Here is a 25,198-nt window from a genome sequence, read left to right as displayed (position 1 = left end):
ACAAAAGATCTGGAAAATCTTTTAATGAAAATTTTCCAGATCCTATAATGATTATTTAGGCTGAATAAGGGCTTTTGGTTCTAAATAAGCTTCAAGTCCAATTGTTCCAAATTCACGACCAATTCCTGACTGCTTAAATCCGCCAAATGGCGCCATTGGGTCGTGTCCAATTCCGTTAATCTGCACGCGACCAGCGTTAATTTGTGAGGCAACTCGATGTGCTCTTTTTTCGTCTGAAGAACTAACATAAGCTTGAAGTCCGTAAGTGGTATCATTTGCAATTTCAATTGCTTCTTCTTCGGTTTTGTATGTAATGACCGTTAACACCGGGCCGAATATTTCTTCTTTTGCAATACGCATTTGGTTATTTGCATTCACAAAAATAGTCGGTTTGACAAAATTTCCTTTTTCAAGACCTTCAGGTTTTCCTAATCCTCCAGCGAGAATTTCGGCGCCTTCATTAATTCCCGCCTGAATGTAGTCCTGAACACGCTGGTATTGTTTTGTGCTTACCATTGGTCCTACGGCTGTGCTGCTGTTTTTGGGATCGCCTACAATTATGTTTTCTAAAACATTTTTAAGGATGAGTTTGGTTTCTTCAAGTTTGTTTTCTGGAACCAAAAGTCGGGTTCCTGCTATACAGGCTTGTCCGCTGTTCATAAATGCAGCGCTCAAGGCTAATGGAATTGCTTTCGAGAAATCGGCATCGTCTAGAATAATGTTTGGTGATTTCCCTCCAAGTTCTAATGTGACTCTTTTCATGGTGTTGACAGCTTCTTTGGCGATAATTTTCCCGACATTTGTTGAGCCCGTAAAAGAAATTTTTGAAATATCAGGATTTCGGCTGATTTCTGCGCCAACAATTTCTCCTAATCCGTTCACGATGTTTACTATTCCTTTTGGAAGTTTGGCGTCGTGCAGGCATTCCATTATTAATTGTGTTTGCTGTGCGCTCATCTCGCTGGGTTTTATAACAGTTGTGCATCCTGCTGCAATTGCTGTTGATAGTTTGCTGCATATAAAACCATTGCTTGAATTCCATGGAATTATAATTCCGACAACTCCAATCGGTGTCATTTGAACTTCGGATTCTCCCATAAGCTTAGTAAATTCATAGCTTTTTAATAAGCTGATTGCTGAATCAAAGCTTTTTAGCATGTATTCGTAACTTACGGATGCAAATTGAAATGTTCCTCCATATTCTTCGACCATTATATCTATAAAATCGGTTTTTCTTTTTTCAACAGCAGTTTTTATATTTTTCAAATATTGGATTCTCTCTGAAGCCGAAGTTTTAGAGAAAGTCTTAAAAGCATTTTTAGCAGCTTCTATTGCATTTTGAGTGTCTTTGATATTTCCTAAAAGAACTTTTCCAAGTATTTCGTTTGTGGTTGGACTTATAAGGTTAAAATATTCAGTTCCTTGAGGTGTTACGAATTCTCCATTAATGTAAATTTTGTCTATTGTTTTCATGTGATATGATTTAATGAATTTTTATTTGACAAATTTCTATATTAAAGAAGTGTTCTGCTTTGTTGTGAAGCTCAAATAAACTTTGTTGTAGGGCTCATTTTTTTATTTGGAGGAATGTTTTTTTGGATATATGTTTTTGATTTATAGTATTTTGTGTAAATTTGATGTCCTTAAAAAAAATACTAAATGTTTTTTTGGGATTAACTGAATGATAATTTTAAAGAGTGTTATTATGAATGATCTAGGAAAATTTAATTTTGAAAAATTAAGTCCTTCTGAAATGAAAGAAGTGCATGGAGGCGGATTGCTTGATACGATATTAGATGCGGTTAAGAGTGTTGAAGATGTGGTGACTCCTATTATAAGTGCGCTAGCAGGTTCTGGAACAAATCCTTAAAAAAATGAGAAGGCAGGATTGCTGTGCAACTAGAAAATCTAATATTTAGTTAAACGAAAAAAAGAGGTTATCTGTGAAAACTAGACAGCCTCTTTGTTGTTTTTATAGATTTGGTTTTTTTAAATCTTTAAGGTGATAACAGGTCTAATGGCGTGATTTACTAGTCCTTCGCTTATGCTTCCATTGAAGAAGTGTGCAAATCCAGTTCTGCCGTGTGTGCACATTCCAATTGCATCTGCATTTATACTGTTTGAGAAATTAAGAATGCCTTTTTCGATGTTAGTATCATTATAAATATGGGTTTCGAAATTGGTAAGGTTAAAATCATCTGTAAACTCTTTCACAGCTTTGTTAATAATATGTGTCGGTTTAAAGCTATTTGGGGTGCAGATGGTAACTAAATGTAATTTTGCATCAAATGATTTTGTGAATTTTAAAAGTTTTTGAAATGGTTTTTTGGTTTCTTCGCTGAAATCAGAAGCAAAAACAATGTTTTTTATCTCAAAATTTTGAATCTCTTTTTTGATTATCAATACTGGAATGTCTGAATTTCTAACAACTTTTTCGGTGTTAGAGCCAATTAGCAATTCATCAATGCCTGTAGATCCGTGAGAGCCCATAACAATTAAGTCTACGTCTTGTTCTTTGCTTACTTGGGTGATTCCGTGTATGGGTTTGTCTATTTTTACAATTTCTGTTACTGGAATTCCATCTAAAAAATCACTATTGGAAACTTTGTCCAGCGTTTCGTTTGCTTTTTGCATAAAAAGCATTGTTTCGGGAATGCTGACTCCTCCAAATATGGCATCATTAGATTGATGCGGCAATTCCAGCATATGTAAAATGATGATTTCGGAATTGTTTTTTCTAGCAATTTGAGCGGCTACTTTTAACGCGTGTTCAGCATGTTCTGAAAAATCGGTAGGAACTAAAATTCGTTTCATGATGTTGGGGTTAAATTATTTAAATAATGTTTTTTATTTGGTATTATAAAGATAAGAATTATTTTTAGAGCAATCTAGTTATTTGATTTATAAAAAAATCACTATATTTGCAACGTTATTTAATGAAATCTAAATAATGAGGGGACTAAATGTCCCCTCTTTTTATAAAATTATGACATTTAAAGAAAAAGTAAACGGATTAATTGAAGAGGCTCTTCTTGAAAAACCATCTATCTTTTTGATTGACCTTCATGTGTCAGATTCATACAAGATTAGTGTTGGTTTAGATGGAGATAATGGGGTTGCATTACAGGATTGTATCGATATAAGTCGTGCAATTGAGAATAATCTGGATCGTGAAGAGCAGGATTTTTCGCTTGAAGTTGCATCTGTTGGAGTTGGTTCACCTTTAAAATTGATAAGACAATACAAGAAAAATATTGGTAGAACGCTGATTGTTACTACAAATAATGAAAAAATTGAAGCAGAATTGGTTGAAGCTAATGATGTTTTTATAATTTTGTCTTGGAAGGCAAGAGAACCGAAAAAAGTAGGAAAAGGAAAAGAAACAGTTCAAAAACAACAACAAATACCTTATACGGATATTAAGGAAGCAGTTGTTACAGTAACATTTTAATTAAAGAATTCGCATGGAAAATTTAGCATTGATCGATTCATTCTCAGAGTTTAAAGATAATAAACTTATTGATCGTGTAACGCTTATGGCAATTTTAGAGGACGTGTTTAGAAATGCATTAAAGAAAAAATACGGTTCAGATGATAATTTCGATATCATTATCAACCCTGATAAAGGTGATATGGAAATTTGGAGAAGAAGAGTTATTGTTGCTGATGAAGATTTAGATTTTGAGAACGAGGAAATTACGCTGACTGAAGCAAGAAAAATCGAAGCGGATTTTGAAATTGGAGAAGAGGTTTCTGAAGAGGTTAAATTAATTGATTTAGGTAGAAGAGCAATTTTGGCTTTACGTCAAAACTTAATATCTAAAATCCATGAACATGATAATACAAATCTTTATAAACAATTTAAAGATATTATTGGCGATATTTACACCGCAGAAGTTCATCACGTTCGTCCTAGAGTAGTTATCTTAGTAGATGATGAAGGAAACGAGATTGTGCTTCCAAAGGAAAAACAAATTCCGTCTGACTTTTTCCGTAAAGGAGATAACGTTCGTGGAATTATTGAAAGCGTTGAATTAAAAGGAAATAAACCGCAGATTATTATGTCAAGAACTTCAGAGAAGTTTTTGGAAAAATTATTCGAGCAGGAAATTCCAGAGGTTTTTGACGGTTTAATTACAGTAAAAAATGTAGTTCGTATTCCAGGTGAAAAAGCAAAAGTAGCGGTAGATTCTTACGATGACAGAATTGATCCAGTTGGAGCTTGTGTTGGTATGAAAGGATCGCGTATTCACGGAATTGTTCGTGAATTAGGAAATGAAAATATTGATGTTATCAATTATACAAACAACATTCAGTTGTTTATTACAAGAGCATTAAGTCCTGCTAAAGTTTCTACTATCAAAATTGATGAAGAAAACAAGAGAGCTGAAGTATTCTTAAAATTAGAAGAAGTTTCTAAAGCAATTGGTAGAGGAGGGCATAATATTAAATTGGCTGGTCTATTAACGGGTTATGAATTAGACGTAATCAGAGAAGGTGATACTGAAAGCGGTGAAGATGATGATGATGTTGAATTAACAGAGTTTTCAGATGAAATCGAAGACTGGGTTATCGAAGAATTTGCAAAAATTGGTTTGGATACAGCTAAAAGTATTTTAAAACAAGAAGTAGAAGATTTAGTAAGAAGAACAGATTTAGAAGAGGAAACAATTCTGGATGTTATTAGAATACTAAAAGAAGAGTTTGATAACTAGTTTGTTATCTGCTCTAACAACACAACGAAAAAGGTAATAATAAAAAGGTTATATGTCTGAAGAGAGAGTAATAAGAATAAACAAGGTTTTAAGGGAATTAAATATTTCGTTAGAAAGAGCGGTAGATTATCTAAAAGATAAAGGAATTGCTATTGATGCAAATCCAAATGCCAAAATTTCTGAGGGAGAATTTAATATTCTACAAAGCCAATTTGCGGGCGATAAGGGGAATAAGGAAGCTTCTAAAGAAGTAGGAGAAGAAAAAAGAAAAGAAAAAGAAGCTTTACGTGTTGAGCGTGAGAAAGAATTAGAGGATAAACGCAGACAAGAAGAGGAGCGTCAGAAACAACAAGAAATCATTAAAGCGAGAGCTGTTGTTACTGGGCCTGTTCAGGTTGGTAAAATTGATTTGAATCCAAAGAAACCTGCCGTTTCTCCTTCAGAAGAAGTTAAAACCGAAGAGCCTAAAACTGTTGCTCCTTCTCAGCCAGAAAAACCTGCTCAAAAAGAAAATGTACAGCCAGAGTCTGTTGCTCCTGTAGTTTCTGAGGAGAAAAAGGTAGAAAAACCTATTATTACTGAGAAAAAAGAAGTAAAACCTGAAGCTAAAACTGCTGAACCTATTGTGTCAACAGATCCTGCAACTTCAGAAGATACTATTACTACGCAATATCAAAAGCTTTCAGGGACAACTCTTACTGGGCAGACAATTGACTTGTCTCAATTTAATAAGCCTAAGAAAAAGAAAGAAGATCCAAAAGCAGCTCAAAATAATAAACCTGGAGTTCCTGGAGCAGGAAATAACGCTAATAAAAATAAGCGTAAAAGAATTGCTCCTAAACCGGGTACACCGGGAGCTCAAAAACCTGCTGTAGGAAATAATAATAATCCTCAAGGGCAAGGAGCTCAGCAAGGACAAAATAAAACAGGTTCAAATAACGGAGGTGGTTTTAATGCTAACAGAAGTGCAAGACCAGGTTTTGTAAAAGGAAACCGTCCAGCAATTGTGGCTAAAGTTGAACCTACCGAAGAAGAAGTAAAAAACCAAATTAGAGAAACTCTTGAAAAGCTTCAAGGAAAAGGCGGTAAATCAAAAGCGGCTAAATACAGAAGAGATAAAAGAGAAACTCACCGTCAAAAATCAGACGACGAGCAAAGAGCACTTGATGAAGGAAGTAAAACTATTAAAGTTACAGAATTCGTTACTGTTGGTGAAATTGCAATTATGATGGACGTGCCGATTACTAAAGTAATTGGAACGTGTATGTCTCTTGGAATCATGGTAACTATGAACCAACGTTTAGATGCTGAGACTTTAACAATCGTTGCTGATGAATTTGGTTATGATGTAGAATTCATTACAGTTGACATTGAAGAAGCAATTGAAGTTGTTGAAGATAAAGAAGAAGATTTAGTAACAAGAGCGCCAATTGTTACGGTAATGGGTCACGTTGACCACGGTAAAACATCTTTACTGGATTATATCCGTAAAGAAAATGTTATCGCTGGTGAGTCTGGAGGTATTACACAGCACATTGGAGCGTATGGAGTTACTTTAGATAACGGACAAAAAATAGCATTCTTAGATACTCCGGGTCACGAGGCGTTTACCGCAATGCGTGCACGTGGAGCTCAAGTTACAGATATTGCAATTATTGTAGTGGCGGCGGATGATGATATCATGCCACAAACAAAAGAGGCAATTTCTCACGCACAGGCTGCGGGAGTGCCAATTATATTTGCAATCAATAAAATTGATAAACCAAATGCAAATGTTGATAAAATTAAAGAGCGTTTGGCCGGTATGAATTTACTTGTTGAAGATTGGGGTGGAAAAATTCAATCACATGATATTTCTGCGAAAGTTGGAACAGGTGTGAAGGAATTATTGGAGAAAGTTTTATTAGAAGCTGAAATCTTAGACTTAAAATCAAATCCAAACAAAGCGGCTCAGGGAACAGTAGTTGAGGCTTATTTAGATAAAGGAAAAGGATATGTATCTACAATTTTAGTACAGCAAGGTACTTTGAAAATTGGAGATTATATGTTGGCAGGAAAACATCATGGAAAAGTGAAAGCAATGCATGATGAAAGAGGACATACAGTTTTAACGGCTGGTCCTTCAACTCCGGTATCTGTTTTAGGTTTAGATGGAGCTCCAACAGCGGGTGATAAGTTTAATGTATTTGAAGACGAAAAAGAAGCAAAACAAATTGCATCAAAACGTTCTCAATTGATGCGTGAACAATCAGTACGTACACAAAGACATATTACGCTTGATGAAATTGGACGTCGTATCGCTCTTGGTCAGTTTAAAGAATTAAACGTAATCCTTAAAGGAGACGTGGATGGTTCTGTTGAAGCATTGTCTGACTCATTCTCTAAACTTTCTACAGAAGAAGTTCAAATTAATATTATTCACAAAGGAGTTGGTGCGATTACAGAAACTGACGTTAACTTAGCTTCTGCATCAGATGCGATTATTATCGGATTTAACGTTCGTCCTGCAGGAAATGCAAGACAGCTTGCTGAGAAAGAAGAAATCGATATCCGTTACTACTCTATTATCTATGCAGCTATTGATGACTTGAAAGATGCGATGGAAGGAATGCTTGCTCCTGAAATGAAAGAAGAAATTCTGGGAACAGCAGAAATCCGTGAAATATTCAAGATTTCTAAAGTTGGTTCGATTGCAGGATGTATGGTGACTGATGGTAAGATTCTAAGAGCTTCTAAGATTAGAGTTATTAGAGATGGTGTAGTAGTTCATACTGGTGAACTAGTTGCTTTAAAACGTTTCAAAGACGATGTTAAAGAAGTTACTAAAGGTTATGACTGTGGTATTCAGATAAAAGGATTTAATGATATCGAAATCAATGATGCTATTGAAGCATACCATGAAGTAGCAATTAAAAAGAAATTGAAATAAGATTCAGTTAATATATTTAAAAGCTCCAATGAAAATTGGGGCTTTTTTTATGAACGTATTGTAAGTTTATTTTGTAATTAAATACGTATTTTTGGTTGTTGTAATTTGCTATTTTTTAATAAAACTATTTAGATATGAAATTAAGAGTATTATTGACGGTTCTGTTTACATGTTCTTCTTGTTTTCTATTTTCTCAAGAAGATGTAGAGAAACCAGCGCCGCCAGCAGGTAATGCAGTCATTGGAGATTTTTATGGACAAGATGTTTCTGATGATGCAATCGACAGGGCTGTTTCTGTAAACCAATTAGAAGATGCGTTAAAAAAATCATCAAAAATAGAAAGCGTTGCCGTAAAAGGCGAGGTGACAGATGTATGTGAAAAAAGAGGTTGCTGGATTACAGTAAAATCGGATGATAACTCTTCGTTTTTTGTAAAGATGAAAGATTATGCTTTTTTTGTGCCCACTGCATTAAAAGGAAAAAATGTTGTTTTGGAAGGGAAGGCAGAGCGAAAAATAACATCTGTAGAAGAATTAAAGCATTATGCGAAAGATGCTAAAAAAACAAAATCAGAAATAGATGCGATTACCAAACCAAAAGAAGAAATTCGATTTATGGCTACTGGTATTAAAGTAACAAATTAACTTTTTTATTGTGTTGAAAAAGAAAAAAGCTCCATGAAGATGGAGCTTTTTTTTGTAATAGGATGATAATGCAAATTATCTTGAAGTTATAAAAAAGCGAGGGTTTTGTGTCGCTTCTTATATGTGTTTTTAATGTTTATTATTTTCCCGGTTTAAGAAGGAAAACATTTCTGTATTTTTTTCTAATGTCAATTAAATTGCGTTCTGCTTCAATTCTCGATTTGAAATTACCGACAATAACTTTGTAATTTGGAGTGTTAAAGATGATAGTTCCGTCGATGTTGGCATATTCTCTTTTGAAGTCACTTAAAGTCTTTTTTGCTTCATCGCTCTTTCCGCTGAAAATTTGAATTCTATAAGAATCGTTTGTACTTATTGCTGTGTTAAATTTACGTTTATCATTCAATAACTGCTCAAATTTAGGGTCTTGATTTAGTGTTAAATTTTGATCTTGAGCATGAATATTATGTGTTAATGCAGTCAATGTTAATGTTAAGAAAACGTTTTTTGTATGGCTTAAAATTCTCATAATGTGATGGTTTTTATGCAAAAATACTATTTAAAGTTTGTGTGCGAAATTTTAATATTATTTAGAATTGATATAAATTGATATTTAAGACTATTTTAAGGTTTTGAGAATAGTTCATAAGTCGTATTTTTGTGCAAGTTTTAAAAGAGGGTGTGTATTTTGTCTGGTTTAATACAGAAAAAATCATACCAAAAATTAGTAGATAATTATTATACTATATGAAAAAGGTGGGTAACCATAATTCGATCTCAAGAAAATTATTACTTAGTTTGTCGCTAACGTTAATTTTCTCCCTAACTTCATTTGCTCAAGATCCTGCTGCAGCTCCTGCGGCACCTGAAGCTGCTGCTCCGGCTGCGACATCTGGTGGTGATCCGGTAAAAGGGAAAGAACTTTTTAATGCAAATTGCGCTGCATGTCACAAATTAGATGCTAAATCAACAGGTCCAGCTTTAAGAGGAGTTGCTTCTAAGCATGATATGGCTTGGATTTACAAGTGGGTGCACAATAGCTCTGATATGATTAAATCAGGCGATCCAGTTGCTGTTAAACTTTTCGAGGAAAATAATAAGGCAGTAATGACTTCTTTTCCTCAATTATCTGAAGGTGATATTGATAATATCATTGCTTATACTTCTGAAGAGAAAAAGGATCCAACGCCAGCTCCTGGTACTGCTGCAACGCCTCCGGGTACTCAAGTTGACGGTGGTGGAATCTCAAATAATGTTATTTTAGGCGCTCTTGCTGTTGTAATGGCTATTTTGGTTGTTATGTTGTTCATGGTGAACAAAGTATTGACTAAAGTTGCTGCAAATAACGGAATTGTAGTTGCTCCAAAAGAAGGTAGAACTCCAATTTGGAAAGCTTTTGCAAGAAATCAGTTCTTAGTATTGGTTACTGCTATATTTTTACTTTTGGCTAGTGGTTATTTTGTGTATGGATACTTAATGCAGGTTGGTGTAGATCAAAACTATGAGCCAATTCAGCCAATTCACTACTCACACAAAATTCACGCTGGAGATAATGAAATCAATTGTAAATATTGTCACTCTGCTGCGCGTGTAAGTAAAACTGCTGGTATTCCTTCTTTAAATGTTTGTATGAACTGTCATAAAAATATTTCTGAAGTTGCTGAAACTACTGCTACAGCAGAATACAGTAAAGCGTTCTACGATGCTCAAATCCAAAAATTGTATGATGCAGTTGGATGGGATAAAACGAAACAAGCATATACTGGAAAGCAAAAACCTGTAAAATGGGTTCGTATTCATAATCTTCCTGATTTCGTTTATTTCAATCACTCTCAACACGTTTCTGTTGCAGGAGTTGAGTGCCAGACTTGTCACGGTCCTGTTCAAGAGTTTGAAATCATGAAACAATATTCTAAATTAACAATGGGATGGTGTGTGGATTGCCACAGAAAGACTGATGTTAAGATGGAAGGAAATGCATATTACGAGAAGATTCATGCTGAACTTTCTAAAAAATACGGTGTAGAAAAATTAACTGCAGCGCAAATGGGAGGTTTAGAATGCGGTAAATGCCACTATTAATCGAATTATTAAGATTTTAATATTATATACAATGTCATCAAACAAAAAATACTGGAAAAGTGTTGAAGAACTAGAAAATAGTTCTATTGTTGAGGCGCTTAGAAATAACGAATTTGTTGAAGAGATTCCTACAGAAGAATTCTTAGGAAATGCTGAAGCATTAGCTTCATCAGGAACTTCACGTCGTGACTTTTTAAAGTACGTAGGGTTTAGTACTGCAGCTGTTACACTTGCTGCTTGCGAAGGTCCTGTGCACAAGTCTATCCCTTATGTTTTACAACCAGAGCAGATCATTCCTGGTGTTGCGGATTACTATGCAACTACTGTTTTTGATGGTTTTGATTTTGCAAACTTATTGGTGAAAACTCGTGAGGGTCGTCCAATTAAAATTGAGAACAATACTATCCCTGGAGCTAAGTTTTCAGCGAATGCTAGAATTCATGCGTCTATCTTAGGATTATACGATAGCATGCGTTTAAAAGAGCCAAAAATAGATCATAAAAAATCTAATTGGTCTGCTGTTGAGTTGAAAATTAAATCTGGTTTAGCTGGAGCGAAAGCAAAAGGTGGACAAGTGGTATTGTTAACTAATACATTAGCAAGTCCTTCTACTGAAAAGTTGATAGGTGAATTTATTGCTAAAAATCCAAATGCAAAACACGTTGTTTATGACGCTGTTTCTTCTTCAGAGGCTTTAGATGCTTTTGAAACAGTATTTGGAGAAAGAGCTTTAGTTGATTACGATTTTTCTAAAGCCTCTTTAATTGTATCTGTTGGTGCTGATTTCTTAGGAGATTGGCAAGGTGGTGGATATGATACAGGATATGTGAAAGGACGTATTCCACAAAATGGAAAAATGTCTCGTCACTTCCAGTTTGAATCAAATATGACATTATCAGGAGCAGCAGCTGACAAGCGTGTTCCTATGACTATAGCTAATCAAAAACAAGCTTTAGTTCAAATTTATAATATTATTGCAGGATCTTCTGTTCCAGTTTCTTTGGATGAAAAATTCAAAGCTGAAGTTGTGAAAGCGGCTCAACAATTAAAAGCTGCAGGATCAAAAGGAGTATTGGTTTCTGGAATTGAAGATAAAAATGCTCAGCTGCTAGTTTTGGCTATTAACCAAATTTTAGCTAGTGAGGCTTTCACTACTGTTGGAACAAGACAAATTAGAAAAGGTTCTAATGCTGCTGTTGCTCAGTTGATAAAAGATATGAATGCAGGAACTGTTCATACCTTAATTATGAGTGGTGTTAACCCTGTTTATACTTTAGCAGATTCAGCTGCATTTGTTTCTGGATTGAAAAAAGTTGATACATCAGTTGCTTTTTCATTGAAAGAAGATGAAACAGCTTCTATTTCTAAAGTTGCTGCGCCAGCCCCTCATTACTTAGAATCTTGGGGAGATTTAGTTCTTACTAAAGGAACTTATAGCTTAACACAGCCAACTATCCGTCCAATATTTGATACGAAACAATTTCAAGATGTTTTATTATCTCTAAACGGAACTCCAGGAACTTTTTATGATTATGTAAAAGCTAATTCTGCCGGATTTATTGCTGGTTCTTCTTGGAATAAAGTGTTACATGATGGTCTTTTAGTTGCTGAAACTGGTGCGTTATCTGGAGGTTCTTATGATTTCGCAGGAGCGGCGTCTGCTCTTTCAAAATCAAAAGCTGATTCGGGACTTGAATTAGTATTGTATACTAAAACAGGTATGGGAGATGGACAACATGCAAACAACCCATGGTTACAAGAGTTTCCAGATCCAATTACAAGAGTTTCTTGGGATAACTATGTGACTGTTTCAAACGCTGATGCAAAAAAATACAATTTATCAAATGAAATTGTAGCAAATGGTGGTTTAAACGGAAGTTATGCTACTATTACTACTGCTGATGGTCTTAAATTAGAGAATGTACCAGTAATTGTTCAGCCTGGGCAAGCTGTTGGTACAATTGGTTTGGCTGTTGGTTATGGTCGTAAAGAGGGCTTAAAAGAAGAAATGCAAGTAGGTATTAATGCTTACGCTTTATATAAAAATTTCAACAATGTTCAGTCTGTTACCATTGCTCAAGCAAATGGAGAACACGAGTTTGCTTGTGTTCAAGGACAAAAAACGTTGATGGGTAGAGGAGATATTATTAAAGAAACTACTCTTGAAATTTTCAACACTAAAGATGCTAAACATTGGAATGAACAACCAATGGTATCTTTAGACCACCAAGAGGTTGAAGCTACAACTGTTGACTTATGGGAATCATTTGATCGTTCTACAGGTCACCACTTCAACTTATCAATTGACTTAAATGCTTGTACAGGATGTGGAGCTTGCGTTATTGCTTGCCACGCTGAAAACAACGTTCCTGTTGTAGGTAAAGCAGAGGTTAGAAGAAGCCGTGATATGCACTGGTTACGTATCGATAGATACTACTCTTCTGAAAGTACTTTTGAAGGTGATAACGAAAGAAAAGAAGGAATTGCTGGGTTATCTAGTTCATTATCTACATTTAATGAAATGGAAAAACCTGGAGATAATCCACAAGTAGCATTCCAGCCAGTAATGTGTCAACACTGTAACCACGCACCTTGTGAAACAGTTTGTCCAGTTGCTGCAACTTCTCACGGTCGTCAAGGTCAAAACCACATGGCATATAACAGATGCGTTGGTACTCGTTACTGCGCTAACAACTGTCCATATAAAGTACGTCGTTTCAACTGGTTCTTATACAACAAAAACAGTGAATTCGATTATCACATGAATGATGATTTAGGTCGTATGGTATTAAACCCAGACGTAAACGTTCGTTCTCGTGGAGTTATGGAAAAATGTTCATTCTGTATCCAAAGTACACAAGCAGTTATCCTTGAAGCGAAACGTCAAGGAAGAGTTGTAGGTAAAGATGAGTTCAACAATGCTTGTGCTTGTTCTGCAGCTTGTTCTTCTGGTGCTATGGTATTCGGAGATGTAAATGATAAAGAAAGCGAAGTTGCTAAATTAGCAGAAAGCGAAAGAATGTATCATTTATTAGAGCATGTTGGTACAAAACCAAATGTTTTCTATCACGTAAAAGTTAGAAACACTTAGTAAAATTATTAATTAAGAAACAATATAAAGGATTATGTCGTCTCATTACGAAGCACCCATTAGAAAACCTTTAGTTATAGGTGATAAATCATATCACGATGTAACTGTAGATGTGGCAGCACCTGTTGAAGGACCTGCAAATAAACAATGGTGGATTGTATTTACAATCGCATTAGTAGCCTTCCTTTGGGGGTTAGGTTGTATAATTTACACCGTATCTACCGGTATCGGAACATGGGGATTAAACAAAACAGTTGGTTGGGCTTGGGATATTACTAACTTCGTTTGGTGGGTTGGTATTGGTCACGCGGGAACTTTGATTTCTGCAGTACTTTTACTTTTCCGTCAGCGTTGGAGAATGGCTATTAACCGTTCTGCGGAAGCAATGACCATTTTCTCAGTAGTTCAGGCAGGTTTATTTCCAATTATTCACATGGGTCGTCCATGGTTAGCATACTGGGTTTTACCTATTCCAAATCAATTTGGATCTTTATGGGTAAACTTTAACTCACCATTGCTTTGGGACGTATTCGCGATTTCAACTTACCTTTCAGTATCATTAGTATTCTGGTGGACTGGTTTATTACCTGATTTTGCTATGCTTCGTGATAGAGCTATTACTCCATTTAACAAAAGAGTTTATTCAATCTTAAGTTTTGGATGGAGTGGAAGAGCTAAAGACTGGCAGCGTTTTGAAGAAGTATCTTTAGTATTAGCTGGTTTAGCTACTCCACTTGTACTTTCTGTACACACAATTGTATCTATGGACTTTGCTACTTCTGTAATTCCTGGATGGCATACAACAATTTTCCCTCCATATTTCGTTGCTGGAGCGGTTTTCTCTGGATTTGCGATGGTAAATACATTGTTGATCGTTATGAGAAAAGTTTCTAACCTTGAAGCATACATTACATTACAGCATATCGAGTTAATGAATATTATTATCATGATTACTGGATCTATTGTAGGTGTAGCTTACATCACTGAGTTATTCGTAGCTTGGTATTCAGGTGTAGAATATGAGCAATATGCATTCTTAAACAGAGCTACTGGACCTTACTGGTGGGCATATTGGTCAATGATGACATGTAACGTGTTCTCTCCTCAGTTCATGTGGTTCAAAAAATTAAGAACAAGTATCATGTTCTCATTCATTATTTCGATTGTGGTAAACATCGGGATGTGGTTTGAAAGATTTGTAATTATTGTTACTTCTTTACATAGAGATTACCTTCCATCTTCTTGGACAATGTTCTCACCAACATTTGTTGATATTGGAATTTTCATTGGAACAATTGGTTTCTTCTTTGTATTGTTTTTATTATACTCTAGAACATTCCCTGTAATTGCTCAGGCAGAGGTAAAAACAATTTTGAAAGGAACAGGAGATAATTACATTAGAGAAAGAGCAAATAAAGATTCACATCATGAGTAATAAAGTTATATACGCCATTTATAATGACGATGACGTTTTGATGGATGCAGTAAAAAAAACCAGAGCTGCTCATCATCATATTGAAGAGGTTTTTACTCCTTTTCCGGTTCACGGATTGGATAAAGCTATGGGACTAGCACCAACAAGATTAGCAATATGTGCTTTTTTATATGGATGTGTTGGTATTTCTGTTGCAACGACTATGATGGGTTACATCATGATTCATGACTGGCCACAAGATATTGGAGGTAAACCAAGTTTTAGTTTCATCCAAAACATGCCTTCTTTTGTGCCAATTATGTTTGAGATGACTGTATTCTTTGCAGCTCACTTAATGGTAATTACTTTTTATATGAGAAGTAGATTATGGCCGTTTAAACAAGCTGAGAATCCTGATGTTAGAACAACAGATGACCACTTCTTAATGGAAGTTGCTGTAAACGATAACGAAGCAGAACTTGTTTCTTTTTTCGAAGGCACTGGAGCTGTTGAAGTTAAAGTAATTGAAAAGAATTAATTGTAGCTATGAAAAGGATATATAAAATAACACTTTTAGTTGGTATAACTATTTTAGTTTCATCATGCCACAATAATTCGGCACCAAACTATCAGTATTTCCCAAATATGTATGAGTCTGTTGCTTACGAGCCGTATACAGAAGCAAAAGTATTTAAAGGAGGAAAAGAAGGACAGCTTCCTGTTGCAGGAACTATCAATAGAGGTTTTGAACCTTATGAATATGAAAATTCAACTGCTGGTTACGAATTAGCAAAAGCTAATTTGAAATCACCTTTGACTGAAGAAGAAAGAAATTCAGGAAAAGGTAAAGAGCTTTTCGAAATTTACTGTATCAGCTGCCATGGTGCTGCTGGTAACGGTAAAGGTAAATTGGTTGAAAGAGAAAAATTTCTTGGAGTACCTAGCTATAAAGACAGAGAAATCACTGAAGGAAGTATCTTTCATGTTGAGACTTATGGTTTAAACGCAATGGGTTCACATGCAAATCAATTAAGTGCTCACGAACGTTGGTTAGTTGCTGACTATGTTCTGAAACTAAAAAGCCAATTATAATTGTTGAACAAACTGATCGTAATAGATATGTATACATTTTCAAGTAAATTAAAAACTTTTTCTATCATCCTAATGGTTCTTGGCCTATTAGGAATTGGGTATGGTTTTTTAAGTGCACCTAAAGATATTCAAGAAGTTGAAAAATTACTAGCTGCAGATGCTCATGGTTCTCATGGTGCTGCACATGGAGAAGCTGCAGAAGCTTCTCACAAAGAAGCTGGACATCATGAAGCTGCAGAAGCTTCACATGAAGAGCACAAAGGAGGCGAGCACGCAAAAGTTAATGCTGCTGATGAACATACTGAACATTTGACTCATGTATTGCACCAATTGCAAAACAAACCATGGTCAGCTGTATATGTGGCTTGTATTTTCTTCTTATTGCTTTCTATGGGAGTTTTAGCATTTTACGCTATTCAACAAGTGGCTCAAGCTGGATGGTCTCCAGTTTTATTCAGAGTTATGCAAGGTATAACAGCTTATTTACCTGCGGGTTCTGTTATTTTCTTTATAATCTTAGTTTTATGTGGACTACACTTTAATCATATTTTTGTTTGGTTGGGTGAAGGAGTAACTGATCCAAAGAGCGCAAACTATGACGCTATTATTGCTGGTAAATCGGGTTATTTGAACTTCCCTTTCTGGATTGTAAGAGCTTTTATCTTTTTATTAGGATGGAACATTTACCGTCACTTTTCAAGAAAAAACTGTTTAGCACAAGATGAAACAAATGATGATCTTTACTACAAAAAGAATTTTAAAGCATCTGCTGGATTCTTAGTATTCTTTATTGTTTCTGAGTCTATTATGGCTTGGGATTGGATTATGTCATTTGATCCACACTGGTTCAGTACTTTATTTGCATGGTATGTATTTGCTTCTTTCTTTGTAAGTGGTATTACAACAATTGCATTGGTAACAATTTACCTAAAATCTAAAGGATATTTAGAGTACGTAAATACAAGCCATATTCATGATTTAGCTAAATTCATGTTTGGTATCAGCGTTTTCTGGACTTACTTATGGTTCTCTCAGTTCATGTTGATTTGGTACGCAAACATTCCTGAAGAGGTAACTTATTTTGTAACAAGAATTCAATTATATAACCTTCCTTTCTTTGGAGCGGTTGTTATGAACTTTGTTTTCCCATTATTAATATTAATCAATACAGATTTCAAACGTCTTAACTGGGTTGTAGTTATGGCTGGTATTGTAATATTATTAGGTCATTATGTTGATTTCTTTAATATGATTATGCCTGGTACAGTTGGAGACAAATGGTTTATCGGAGTTCCTGAAATTGCATCTATTCTTTTCTTCTTAGGTTTATTTATTTTTGTTGTATTTACTGCATTGACTAAATCTCCTCTGCTTGCAAAAAGAAACCCTTTCATTGAAGAAAGTAAACATTTTCATTATTAATATTTAAAGAAGTAAACAGATGACAAGTTTGTTGGTAATTATAGTTTTAGTTTTATTAGCAGTTGCATTATGGCAATTGACGAAGATATTTGATCTTACTCAAGTAGGTGCTTCTTCGGACGATTCTCAAGTTGCATCAGATAATGATAATAACATTCAAGGATATATTTTGTTTGGCTTTTTAGCTTTCATTTATATATTTACGATTTATGGTTTGCTAAAATGGGGTAATTTGGCACTTCATACTCCTGCTTCTGAGCACGGTACTTTAGTAGATAGTTTAATGAATATTACTTGGGTTTTAATTTTTACAGTTCAAGTTATTACTCAAGGTTTATTATATTGGTTTTCTTTTAAAAATAGAGGACACAAAGACAGAAAAGCATTGTTTTTTGCAGACAGTAATAAACTAGAAGCAATTTGGAGTATCATTCCATCTGTGGTTTTGGCTTGTTTAATTCTTTACGGATTATACGCTTGGAACAACATTATGTTTGTTGACAAAGACGAAGATGTAATTGAAATCGAATTATATGCTCAACAGTTTAAATGGACTGCAAGATATGCTGGTGCTGATAATACTTTAGGAAAAGCGAATGTAAGATTAATCGAAGGAGTTAACACTTTAGGTGTTGATATGTCAGATCCTAATTCTCAAGATGATATCGTAGTTTCTGAATTACATATCCCTAAAGGTAAAAAAGTACACTTTAAAATGCGTTCTCAAGACGTTTTGCACTCAGCTTACATGCCTCATTTTAGAGCGCAGATGAACTGTGTTCCTGGAATGGTTACTGAGTTTGCATTTATTCCTACTTATACGACTGCTGAATACAGAGAGTTGGATTTTATGAAAGAAAAAGTTGCTCACATCAACAAACTTAGAGCTGAAAAAAGCGTTGAGCTAGTTGCAAAAGGAGGTACAGCTTTAGATCCTTATACATTTGATTACTTATTGTTATGTAATAAAATTTGTGGAGCTTCTCACTACAACATGCAAATGAAAGTAGTGGTTGATACTCCAGAAGATTATAAAAAATGGTTAAGTGAGAAAACTACTTTAGCTCAAGATATTGCTGCAGCAAAAGCGGCTGAAAAACCAGCTGAAGGAGCTGCTCCAACTACAGATACTACTGCAAAAGTAAAAGATACCGTAAAAGCGGTAGTTGATACTGTTAAAGCAGCTGTAGCTAAAGTTGCGATGAAATAATATTATTAAGAAAATTTAAAGTACACATATATGTCAGCAGAAGCGCACGGTCACGATCACGGACACGATCACGAGCACGAACATCATCATAAAGACACGTTCATTACTAAATATATTTTTAGTATTGATCACAAAATGATTGCTAAACAATACTTAATTACTGGTATTGTTATGGGAGTAATTGGGATTGCAATGTCCTTGCTTTTCAGAATGCAATTAGCCTGGCCAGAAGAATCTTTCAAAATATTCAATGTTTTATTAGGAGATAAATTTGCACCAGACGGGGTTATGGCTAATGATATTTATCTAGCTTTAGTTACAATTCACGGTACCATCATGGTATTCTTTGTACTAACGGCTGGTTTGAGTGGAACTTTTAGTAACTTACTTATTCCGCTTCAAATTGGTGCACGAGATATGGCTTCCGGATTTATGAATATGATTTCATACTGGTTGTTTTTCTTATCAGCTGTAGTAATGTTATGTTCATTATTTGTTGAAGCTGGACCAGCTTCTGCAGGTTGGACAATTTATCCTCCATTAAGTGCATTACCACAGGCTATTCCTGGTTCTGGAACTGGTATGACTTTATGGTTAGTTTCAATGGCTATTTTCATTGCATCTTCTTTGATGGGATCTTTAAATTACATTGTTACTGTAATTAACTTAAGAACAAAAGGGATGTCTATGACTAGACTTCCTCTTACTATCTGGACATTCTTTGTAACAGCTATTATTGGTGTTATTTCGTTCCCGGTATTATTATCTGCAGCATTATTATTGATCTTTGATAGAAGTTTTGGTACTTCATTCTTCTTATCTGATATTTATATTGCTGGTGAAGTTTTACACTACCAAGGTGGATCTCCTGTATTGTTTGAGCACTTATTTTGGTTCTTAGGACACCCTGAAGTTTATATCGTAATCTTGCCTGCAATGGGACTTGTTTCTGAAATTATGGCTACGAATGCCCGTAAACCAATTTTCGGATACAGAGCGATGATTATGTCAGTTCTTGCAATTGCATTCTTATCTACTATTGTTTGGGGTCACCACATGTTTATTTCAGGTATGAATCCTTTCTTAGGATCTGTATTTACTTTTACAACTTTATTGATTGCAATTCCATCAGCTGTTAAAGCTTTCAACTGGATTACAACTTTATGGAAAGGTAATTTACAATTTAACCCTGCAATGTTATTCTCTATTGGAATGGTTTCTACTTTCATCACTGGAGGTTTAACTGGAATCATTTTAGGAGATAGTACTCTAGATATTAACGTTCATGATACTTACTTCGTAATTGCTCACTTTCACTTAGTAATGGGTATCTCTGCACTTTACGGAATGTTCGCTGGTATTTACCATTGGTTCCCTAAAATGTATGGAAGAATGTTAAACAAAAACTTAGGTTATATCCACTTCTGGGTTACAGCTGTTTGTGCTTATGGAGTATTCTTCCCAATGCACTTTATTGGATTAGCTGGTCTTCCAAGACGTTATTATACAAACACAAACTTCCCATTATTTGATGATTTACAAAATGTGAATGTTTTAATTACAACATTTGCTCTTGTAGGAGGTGCGTTCCAATTAGTATTCTTATACAACTTCTTTAGTAGTATTTTCTACGGTAAGAAAGCGGTTCAGAATCCATGGAAATCTACAACTTTAGAGTGGACAACTCCAGTAGAACATATTCACGGAAACTGGCCGGGAGAAATTCCTCACGTATACCGTTGGCCGTATGACTATAGTAACCCTAATCACGATGTAGATTTTGTTCCTCAAAATGTACCAATGAAAGAAGGTGAAGAAGTTTTACACCACTAAAAATAAATTAAAAGGCTGTCAGAAATGACAGCCTTTTTGTTTAGTTAAAGTTTTAAACGTTCAGTTTTACTATTTTACAAACTGATTACTTTCTATATCTTTGCAGGATGAATGAAAATCTAGATCCTACTACTAAAGGATATAACTCAGAAGAATTAGATCTTGAAAAAAGATTACGTCCGCTCTCATTTGATGACTTCGCTGGGCAAGATCAGGTTTTGGAAAATTTGAAAGTCTTTGTTGCCGCTGCTAACCAGCGTGGTGAAGCACTTGATCATGCTCTTTTTCATGGTCCTCCGGGGTTAGGTAAAACTACTTTAGCCAATATATTGGCTAATGAACTTCAGGTTGGGATTAAGATCACTTCAGGACCTGTATTAGATAAGCCAGGTGACTTGGCTGGCTTATTGACTAATTTAGATGAGAGAGATGTTCTATTTATAGATGAGATTCACCGATTAAGTCCCGTTGTGGAAGAATATTTATATTCGGCAATGGAAGACTTCAAAATCGATATTATGATTGAATCAGGACCTAATGCAAGAACAGTTCAGATTAATTTGAATCCGTTTACACTTATTGGGGCTACTACACGTTCAGGATTGTTAACTGCTCCGATGAGAGCACGTTTTGGAATTTCTTCACGTTTACAATATTATACCACAGAACTTTTAACTACAATTGTAGAAAGAAGTGCTTCGATATTAAAAATGCCTATTGATTTAGAAGCAGCTATTGAAATTGCAGGAAGAAGCCGAGGTACGCCTCGTATTGCAAATGCATTATTGCGACGTGTTCGTGATTTTGCCCAAATAAAAGGAAATGGAAGAATCGATCTGGAAATCTCAAAATATGCTTTAAAAGCATTAAATGTAGATGCACACGGATTAGATGAAATGGACAACAAAATTCTGTTGACAATTATTAATAAATTTAAAGGCGGACCTGTAGGTCTTTCTACTTTGGCAACCGCAGTTTCAGAAAGCAGTGAAACCATTGAAGAAGTTTATGAACCTTTTTTGATTCAGGAAGGATTTATTATGCGTACACCACGTGGTCGTGAAGTAACAGAAAAAGCATACAAACATCTAGGAAAAGTTAATACAAATATTCAAGGAGGATTATTCTAAAAAATATTTTATGAAACGTTACTTTTTATTTTTATGGCTTGTTTGTTATAGTTCGTTTAGTCAGACAAATTATTTTCCTCATCTTGCCTATGGTAAATCATCTCAACAAATTTTGGATCTGTATGTTCCAAAAGGGAGTTTGAAAGATGTACCTGTGGTGATTCTTATTCATGGAGGATCTTGGTCAATGGGAGGACTTGAATATACTCAAAAGCATGCTCAGGATATTGCGAATAAGGGATTTGTTGTTGCAAATGTTGATTACCGTTATATAAATGATACGATTTCTGCTAAAGATTTATTAGCAGATATTGATGCCGCTATTACTTATGTTTCTAAAAATTCTAGTAAATATGGATATGTTAAAAAAGGATATCATATCGTTGGAATTAGTGCAGGTGCTCATTTATCATTACTATATGGTTACACTTACAAGAATATAAAATCTATAACGGCTTTGTGTGCACCCTCAAGGTTAGATTCTCCTGAAGTTTTAGAGTTTATGAAAAAAAATGGCCGTCTTGATATTATTGAAAAATTAGCTGGAACTAGAATAGATTCAAGTGGAGACAATAGTGCATTAACTATGATAAGTCCGTTTAGTAATATTTCAAATATACCAACATTGTTAATTCATGGTGATACAGATAATATAGTTAATGTTAGTCAATCTCAAAATCTTTATAATGAATTAAAAAGAAAAGGTGTAGAAACAAAATTAATTATTAGAGAGGGTAAAGGACATGATGTTGGAATGAATACACCTGACACAGAAATTCAGAATATAAAAGATATTACAGAATGGATTACACAGCACAATAAGTAAATTGATTAATAAGCAAAACAAACGCTGTTGTTTATAGTCTTGTTTTAATTCTATACAAAATGTCTGAAAATACAAATTATAGTTATCCCACAAGACTTTCAATACTAAGATTCTTTAAAGATGCTGAAGGCGTTCGAAGGAATCCAATTCCTTTTCATAAAAGATATTTTGAGAAATTTGGGGATTCTTTTTCTATTAGAATCGGTTTAACCAGATATATAATTTTATCAAGAGACAATGAGATAGCCCAATACATTTTAGTTAAAAATCAAAGAAATTACAACAAGTCCAAATTTCAATCCGTATATCTTTCAAAATATCTGGGAAAAGGACTTTTAACGAGTGATGGTGATTTTTGGTTAAAGCAAAGACGTCTTATTCAGCCTGCTTTTCATAAACAAAAGATGAATCAGCTGGTTGATAATATGAATAAAACAATTATCACTGAAATTGATAATTTAGAGGAAGATAAATTTTTCGATGTTTTCCCTGCAATGAGCCAGCTTGCGTTTAATGTCGTAGCGAAGTCATTATTTGAATTTTCAATTTCGGAAGAAAAACTACATAGAATAAAATTCATAATAGAAGAAGTTCAGAAGTTTTTAGTTAAAGAAATCAGACTTCCGCATAAGGCATTTTGGTTTTCATTAAGCGGACAGGTGAGAAAACATTTAAATCTAGCAGCAGAAAACAATAAGATTATTCAAGAAATAATTGAAAGTAGAAATGCTTCAAATGAAGAATTTAATGACCTTCTTAATATGCTTATGGAAACCCGTTATGAAGATACGGGAGAGGGAATGTCTATGCAGCAATTAATTGACGAAATAAAGGTTTTATTTATTGCAGGTCATGAAACAACTGCCAATGCTCTGACTTTTACTCTTCATTTTCTAGGAAGATATCCAGAAGTCCAACAAAAGATTTTTGATGAAATCACAGAGATAGAATCTCACACGGATAATGTTATTGAACAGCTTCAGAAAATGACTTATATAAATGCAGTTTTAAACGAATCAATGCGTTTGTGTCCACCCGCTTGGATTACAGATAGAGAAAATGTTGAAGATGATTCTTTGGCAGGATTTAAGATCAAAAAGAATACATTAATTGGAATATCTTTTTATGAATTACACCGTAATCCTAAATATTGGGATAATCCAGATCAATTCATTCCAGAAAGATTTTTAGGCGAACAAAAGAAAAAGTCAATGCAATACTTTTATCCTTTTGGTGCTGGTCCAAGAATGTGTATTGGGACAGGTTTTGCTATTTATGAAATGTGTTTGGCAATATCGCAGATTGTAAAAAAATATGAGATTAAGACTAAAAACGAAACAGTCAAATTTAATCCTTTAGTGACTTTAAAACCAGTTAATATTGAAGTTTCATTTTCAAAAAGATGAGTATTAATTCGAAAGAGACATATTCAAAGTTTATAAAAGAAGAAGCCAAAAGACTAGGTTTTATTTCTTGTGGAATATCTAAAGCTGGTTTTTTGGAAGAAGAAGCACCTCGTTTGGAAAAATGGCTGAATAATAACCATAATGGCCAAATGGCATATATGGAAAACCATTTTGATAAACGTTTGGATCCGACTTTGTTGGTCGATGATGCCAAGAGTGTGGTTTCTTTGTTATTAAATTATTTTCCATCTGAAACTCAAAATAGCGAAAGTTTTAAGATATCGAAGTATGCCTACGGCCAGGATTATCATTTTGTTATTAAAGAAAAATTAAAAGAATTACTTCATTCCATTGAGGAAAATATAGGAGAAGTTTCAGGTCGTGCTTTTGTAGATTCGGCGCCTGTTTTAGACAAAGCCTGGGCGGCTAAAAGTGGTTTAGGATGGATTGGAAAAAATAGTAATTTGATAACACAAAAAGTGGGGTCGTTTTATTTTATTGCCGAATTAATTCTAGATTTAGATTTAGAATATGATCATTCTGTAACCGATCATTGCGGTTCGTGTACAGCCTGTATAGATGCTTGTCCTACTCAGGCCATATTAGCCCCTTACATTGTTGATGGAAGCAAATGCATTTCCTATTATACTATAGAACTCAAAGAAAATATTCCAGTTGAAATGAAGGGTAAATTCGATGAGTGGATGTTTGGCTGCGACACTTGTCAGGACGTATGTCCATGGAATAGATTTTCTAAGCCGCATTCAGAACCTTTATTTGATCCAAATCCTGATTTACTTTCTTTTTCTAAGAAGGATTGGACAGAAATTACGGAGGAAACTTTTCGAAAAGTTTTTAAAAATTCTCCTATTAAAAGAACAAAATTTGAGGGTCTTACCCGTAATATTTCTTTTCTAAAGTGATTCTCTTTTTCTTACTTTTTTGGCATTTGATATATTTTTATTAATATGTTGATTATCAGATATTTTATGATTTTATCATTGTTTTTATTGTAGGATAATATTGCTATTTCGTTTGATTTTTTTAAATAAAATGAATTTTTTCTAAAAAATTAAGAAAATTCTACTGTTTTGTTATCAAATCTGCACTATTCATTGCTTTTCAAAGTTATTTTATTGTTATGAAAAGTGTATTTCAACGTTTTTCCGAGTAGTTTATCGAAGAAAGTGGTTAGTATTGAGGTGTTTGTATATTTTCGCCGCTCCTAAAAGCTACGAATCTAACCTAAGACAAAAATAAGTGTCTTTGAACCTACATAAACACTATGGTCCAAACTATACATTTCTTTTTTTATGATTTTGAAAAAACTTTTTTCAATTATCTAAAACCCAATCTTTTAATTATTTCGTATCTCACCAATATGCTGAAAACTTTTGTATGTTT

The 25,198-nt window shown here is 34.4% G+C and carries 20 protein-coding genes; 17 read left to right on the top strand and 3 right to left on the bottom strand.

Translation table 11 applies throughout. The features are described from left to right. Positions 1–51: 51 nt before the first annotated feature. Positions 52–1,473 carry an aldehyde dehydrogenase family protein gene (locus tag J0383_RS07465; protein WP_207297792.1) on the bottom strand — a complete coding sequence of 474 codons (1,422 nt, stop codon included), beginning with the start codon at positions 1,471–1,473 and terminating at the stop codon, positions 52–54. A 232-nt stretch (positions 1,474–1,705) separates the two neighbouring features. On the opposite strand from J0383_RS07465, the gene J0383_RS07460 reads away from it, so the two are divergent. After that, positions 1,706–1,870, top strand: coding sequence for a hypothetical protein (locus tag J0383_RS07460; protein WP_207297791.1), 165 nt, complete (start codon positions 1,706–1,708; stop codon positions 1,868–1,870). 119 nt (positions 1,871–1,989) lie between these two features. On the opposite strand, the gene J0383_RS07455 is transcribed toward J0383_RS07460, so the two are convergent. Continuing rightward, complete coding sequence (locus tag J0383_RS07455) at positions 1,990–2,814, bottom strand: universal stress protein (protein WP_207297790.1); 825 nt, start codon at positions 2,812–2,814, stop codon at positions 1,990–1,992. A gap of 172 nt (positions 2,815–2,986) precedes the next feature. On the opposite strand from J0383_RS07455, the gene rimP reads away from it, so the two are divergent. The 4 genes from rimP to J0383_RS07435 all read left to right on the top strand — a co-directional run bounded on the left by rimP (position 2,987) and on the right by J0383_RS07435 (position 8,288). Then, entirely contained in the window at positions 2,987–3,451 is a 465-nt protein-coding gene (rimP, locus tag J0383_RS07450; protein WP_207297789.1) for a ribosome assembly cofactor RimP, read from the top strand. A gap of 13 nt (positions 3,452–3,464) precedes the next feature. Continuing rightward, positions 3,465–4,715 carry a transcription termination factor NusA gene (nusA, locus tag J0383_RS07445; RefSeq protein ID WP_207297788.1) on the top strand — a complete coding sequence of 417 codons (1,251 nt, stop codon included), beginning with the start codon at positions 3,465–3,467 and terminating at the stop codon, positions 4,713–4,715. Positions 4,716–4,767: 52 nt separating this feature from the next. Further along, on the top strand, positions 4,768–7,644 hold the full coding sequence (infB, locus tag J0383_RS07440) for a translation initiation factor IF-2 (RefSeq protein WP_239023269.1): 2,877 nt from the start codon (positions 4,768–4,770) through the stop codon (positions 7,642–7,644). Between the two features lie 134 nt (positions 7,645–7,778). After that, complete coding sequence (locus tag J0383_RS07435) at positions 7,779–8,288, top strand: DUF4920 domain-containing protein (RefSeq protein WP_207297787.1); 510 nt, start codon at positions 7,779–7,781, stop codon at positions 8,286–8,288. 139 nt (positions 8,289–8,427) lie between these two features. Here J0383_RS07435 and J0383_RS07430 read toward each other — a convergent pair whose 3' ends face one another. Beyond that, complete coding sequence (locus J0383_RS07430) at positions 8,428–8,817, bottom strand: SPOR domain-containing protein (RefSeq protein WP_207297786.1); 390 nt, start codon at positions 8,815–8,817, stop codon at positions 8,428–8,430. A 218-nt stretch (positions 8,818–9,035) separates the two neighbouring features. Between J0383_RS07430 and J0383_RS07425 the strand changes: the two genes are divergently transcribed. The 12 genes from J0383_RS07425 (at position 9,036) to queG (ending at position 24,717) form a co-directional block, all read left to right on the top strand. Next, positions 9,036–10,370 (top strand): cytochrome c3 family protein, encoded by a 1,335-nt coding sequence (locus J0383_RS07425; protein WP_207297785.1) that lies wholly within the window; start codon positions 9,036–9,038, stop codon positions 10,368–10,370. Positions 10,371–10,401: 31 nt separating this feature from the next. Beyond that, entirely contained in the window at positions 10,402–13,461 is a 3,060-nt protein-coding gene (locus tag J0383_RS07420; protein ID WP_207297784.1) for a TAT-variant-translocated molybdopterin oxidoreductase, read from the top strand. A gap of 34 nt (positions 13,462–13,495) precedes the next feature. Then, a complete protein-coding gene (nrfD, locus tag J0383_RS07415; RefSeq protein ID WP_012023712.1) occupies positions 13,496–14,896 on the top strand; it encodes an NrfD/PsrC family molybdoenzyme membrane anchor subunit in 1,401 nt (466 codons plus the stop codon). Then, positions 14,889–15,413: a DUF3341 domain-containing protein gene (locus tag J0383_RS07410; protein WP_207297783.1), complete on the top strand. Its 525-nt coding sequence runs from the start codon at positions 14,889–14,891 to the stop codon at positions 15,411–15,413. The genes nrfD and J0383_RS07410 overlap by 8 nt, the downstream gene beginning before the upstream one ends. Before the next feature lie 8 nt (positions 15,414–15,421). Next, complete coding sequence (locus tag J0383_RS07405) at positions 15,422–15,967, top strand: c-type cytochrome (protein WP_207297782.1); 546 nt, start codon at positions 15,422–15,424, stop codon at positions 15,965–15,967. Positions 15,968–15,994: 27 nt separating this feature from the next. Beyond that, on the top strand, positions 15,995–17,389 hold the full coding sequence (locus J0383_RS07400; RefSeq protein WP_207297781.1) for a quinol:cytochrome C oxidoreductase: 1,395 nt from the start codon (positions 15,995–15,997) through the stop codon (positions 17,387–17,389). A gap of 19 nt (positions 17,390–17,408) precedes the next feature. Then, positions 17,409–18,599, top strand: a complete 1,191-nt coding sequence (locus tag J0383_RS07395) for a cytochrome c oxidase subunit II (protein ID WP_207297780.1) — start codon at positions 17,409–17,411, stop codon at positions 18,597–18,599. Between the two features lie 30 nt (positions 18,600–18,629). Further along, positions 18,630–20,432, top strand: coding sequence for a cytochrome c oxidase subunit I (locus J0383_RS07390; RefSeq protein WP_207297779.1), 1,803 nt, complete (start codon positions 18,630–18,632; stop codon positions 20,430–20,432). Positions 20,433–20,539: 107 nt separating this feature from the next. Further along, positions 20,540–21,562, top strand: coding sequence for a Holliday junction branch migration DNA helicase RuvB (gene ruvB / locus J0383_RS07385; RefSeq protein ID WP_207297778.1), 1,023 nt, complete (start codon positions 20,540–20,542; stop codon positions 21,560–21,562). 10 nt (positions 21,563–21,572) lie between these two features. After that, positions 21,573–22,388, top strand: a complete 816-nt coding sequence (locus J0383_RS07380) for a prolyl oligopeptidase family serine peptidase (protein WP_207297777.1) — start codon at positions 21,573–21,575, stop codon at positions 22,386–22,388. A gap of 59 nt (positions 22,389–22,447) precedes the next feature. Next, a complete protein-coding gene (locus J0383_RS07375) occupies positions 22,448–23,794 on the top strand; it encodes a cytochrome P450 (protein WP_207297776.1) in 1,347 nt (448 codons plus the stop codon). Next, positions 23,791–24,717, top strand: coding sequence for a tRNA epoxyqueuosine(34) reductase QueG (gene queG, locus J0383_RS07370; protein WP_207297775.1), 927 nt, complete (start codon positions 23,791–23,793; stop codon positions 24,715–24,717). The genes J0383_RS07375 and queG overlap by 4 nt, the downstream gene beginning before the upstream one ends. The last annotated feature ends 481 nt before the right edge of the window (positions 24,718–25,198 follow it).

Origin of the sequence: Flavobacterium endoglycinae, from assembly GCF_017352115.1 — a bacterium.
Taxonomy (GTDB): domain Bacteria; phylum Bacteroidota; class Bacteroidia; order Flavobacteriales; family Flavobacteriaceae; genus Flavobacterium; species Flavobacterium endoglycinae.
Note: the sequence above shows the minus strand (reverse complement) of the source record. Positions and strands in the feature narration are given on the sequence as shown.

What these genes read in the sequence shown, in the direction of transcription:
- J0383_RS07390 (WP_207297779.1), top strand. Translation starts at nt 18,630, where the DNA reads ATGTCAGCAGAAGCGCACGGTCACGATCACGGACACGATCACGAGCAC.
- J0383_RS07420 (WP_207297784.1), top strand. Translation starts at nt 10,402, where the DNA reads ATGTCATCAAACAAAAAATACTGGAAAAGTGTTGAAGAACTAGAAAAT.
- J0383_RS07410 (WP_207297783.1), top strand. Translation starts at nt 14,889, where the DNA reads ATGAGTAATAAAGTTATATACGCCATTTATAATGACGATGACGTTTTG.
- J0383_RS07455 (WP_207297790.1), bottom strand. Translation starts at nt 2,814, where the DNA reads ATGAAACGAATTTTAGTTCCTACCGATTTTTCAGAACATGCTGAACAC.
- J0383_RS07425 (WP_207297785.1), top strand. Translation starts at nt 9,036, where the DNA reads ATGAAAAAGGTGGGTAACCATAATTCGATCTCAAGAAAATTATTACTT.
- J0383_RS07395 (WP_207297780.1), top strand. Translation starts at nt 17,409, where the DNA reads ATGACAAGTTTGTTGGTAATTATAGTTTTAGTTTTATTAGCAGTTGCA.
- J0383_RS07400 (WP_207297781.1), top strand. Translation starts at nt 15,995, where the DNA reads ATGTATACATTTTCAAGTAAATTAAAAACTTTTTCTATCATCCTAATG.
- J0383_RS07405 (WP_207297782.1), top strand. Translation starts at nt 15,422, where the DNA reads ATGAAAAGGATATATAAAATAACACTTTTAGTTGGTATAACTATTTTA.
- nusA (WP_207297788.1), top strand. Translation starts at nt 3,465, where the DNA reads ATGGAAAATTTAGCATTGATCGATTCATTCTCAGAGTTTAAAGATAAT.
- J0383_RS07435 (WP_207297787.1), top strand. Translation starts at nt 7,779, where the DNA reads ATGAAATTAAGAGTATTATTGACGGTTCTGTTTACATGTTCTTCTTGT.
- J0383_RS07380 (WP_207297777.1), top strand. Translation starts at nt 21,573, where the DNA reads ATGAAACGTTACTTTTTATTTTTATGGCTTGTTTGTTATAGTTCGTTT.
- J0383_RS07465 (WP_207297792.1), bottom strand. Translation starts at nt 1,473, where the DNA reads ATGAAAACAATAGACAAAATTTACATTAATGGAGAATTCGTAACACCT.
- J0383_RS07430 (WP_207297786.1), bottom strand. Translation starts at nt 8,817, where the DNA reads ATGAGAATTTTAAGCCATACAAAAAACGTTTTCTTAACATTAACATTG.
- queG (WP_207297775.1), top strand. Translation starts at nt 23,791, where the DNA reads ATGAGTATTAATTCGAAAGAGACATATTCAAAGTTTATAAAAGAAGAA.
- J0383_RS07375 (WP_207297776.1), top strand. Translation starts at nt 22,448, where the DNA reads ATGTCTGAAAATACAAATTATAGTTATCCCACAAGACTTTCAATACTA.
- ruvB (WP_207297778.1), top strand. Translation starts at nt 20,540, where the DNA reads ATGAATGAAAATCTAGATCCTACTACTAAAGGATATAACTCAGAAGAA.
- rimP (WP_207297789.1), top strand. Translation starts at nt 2,987, where the DNA reads ATGACATTTAAAGAAAAAGTAAACGGATTAATTGAAGAGGCTCTTCTT.
- nrfD (WP_012023712.1), top strand. Translation starts at nt 13,496, where the DNA reads ATGTCGTCTCATTACGAAGCACCCATTAGAAAACCTTTAGTTATAGGT.
- infB (WP_239023269.1), top strand. Translation starts at nt 4,768, where the DNA reads ATGTCTGAAGAGAGAGTAATAAGAATAAACAAGGTTTTAAGGGAATTA.
- J0383_RS07460 (WP_207297791.1), top strand. Translation starts at nt 1,706, where the DNA reads ATGAATGATCTAGGAAAATTTAATTTTGAAAAATTAAGTCCTTCTGAA.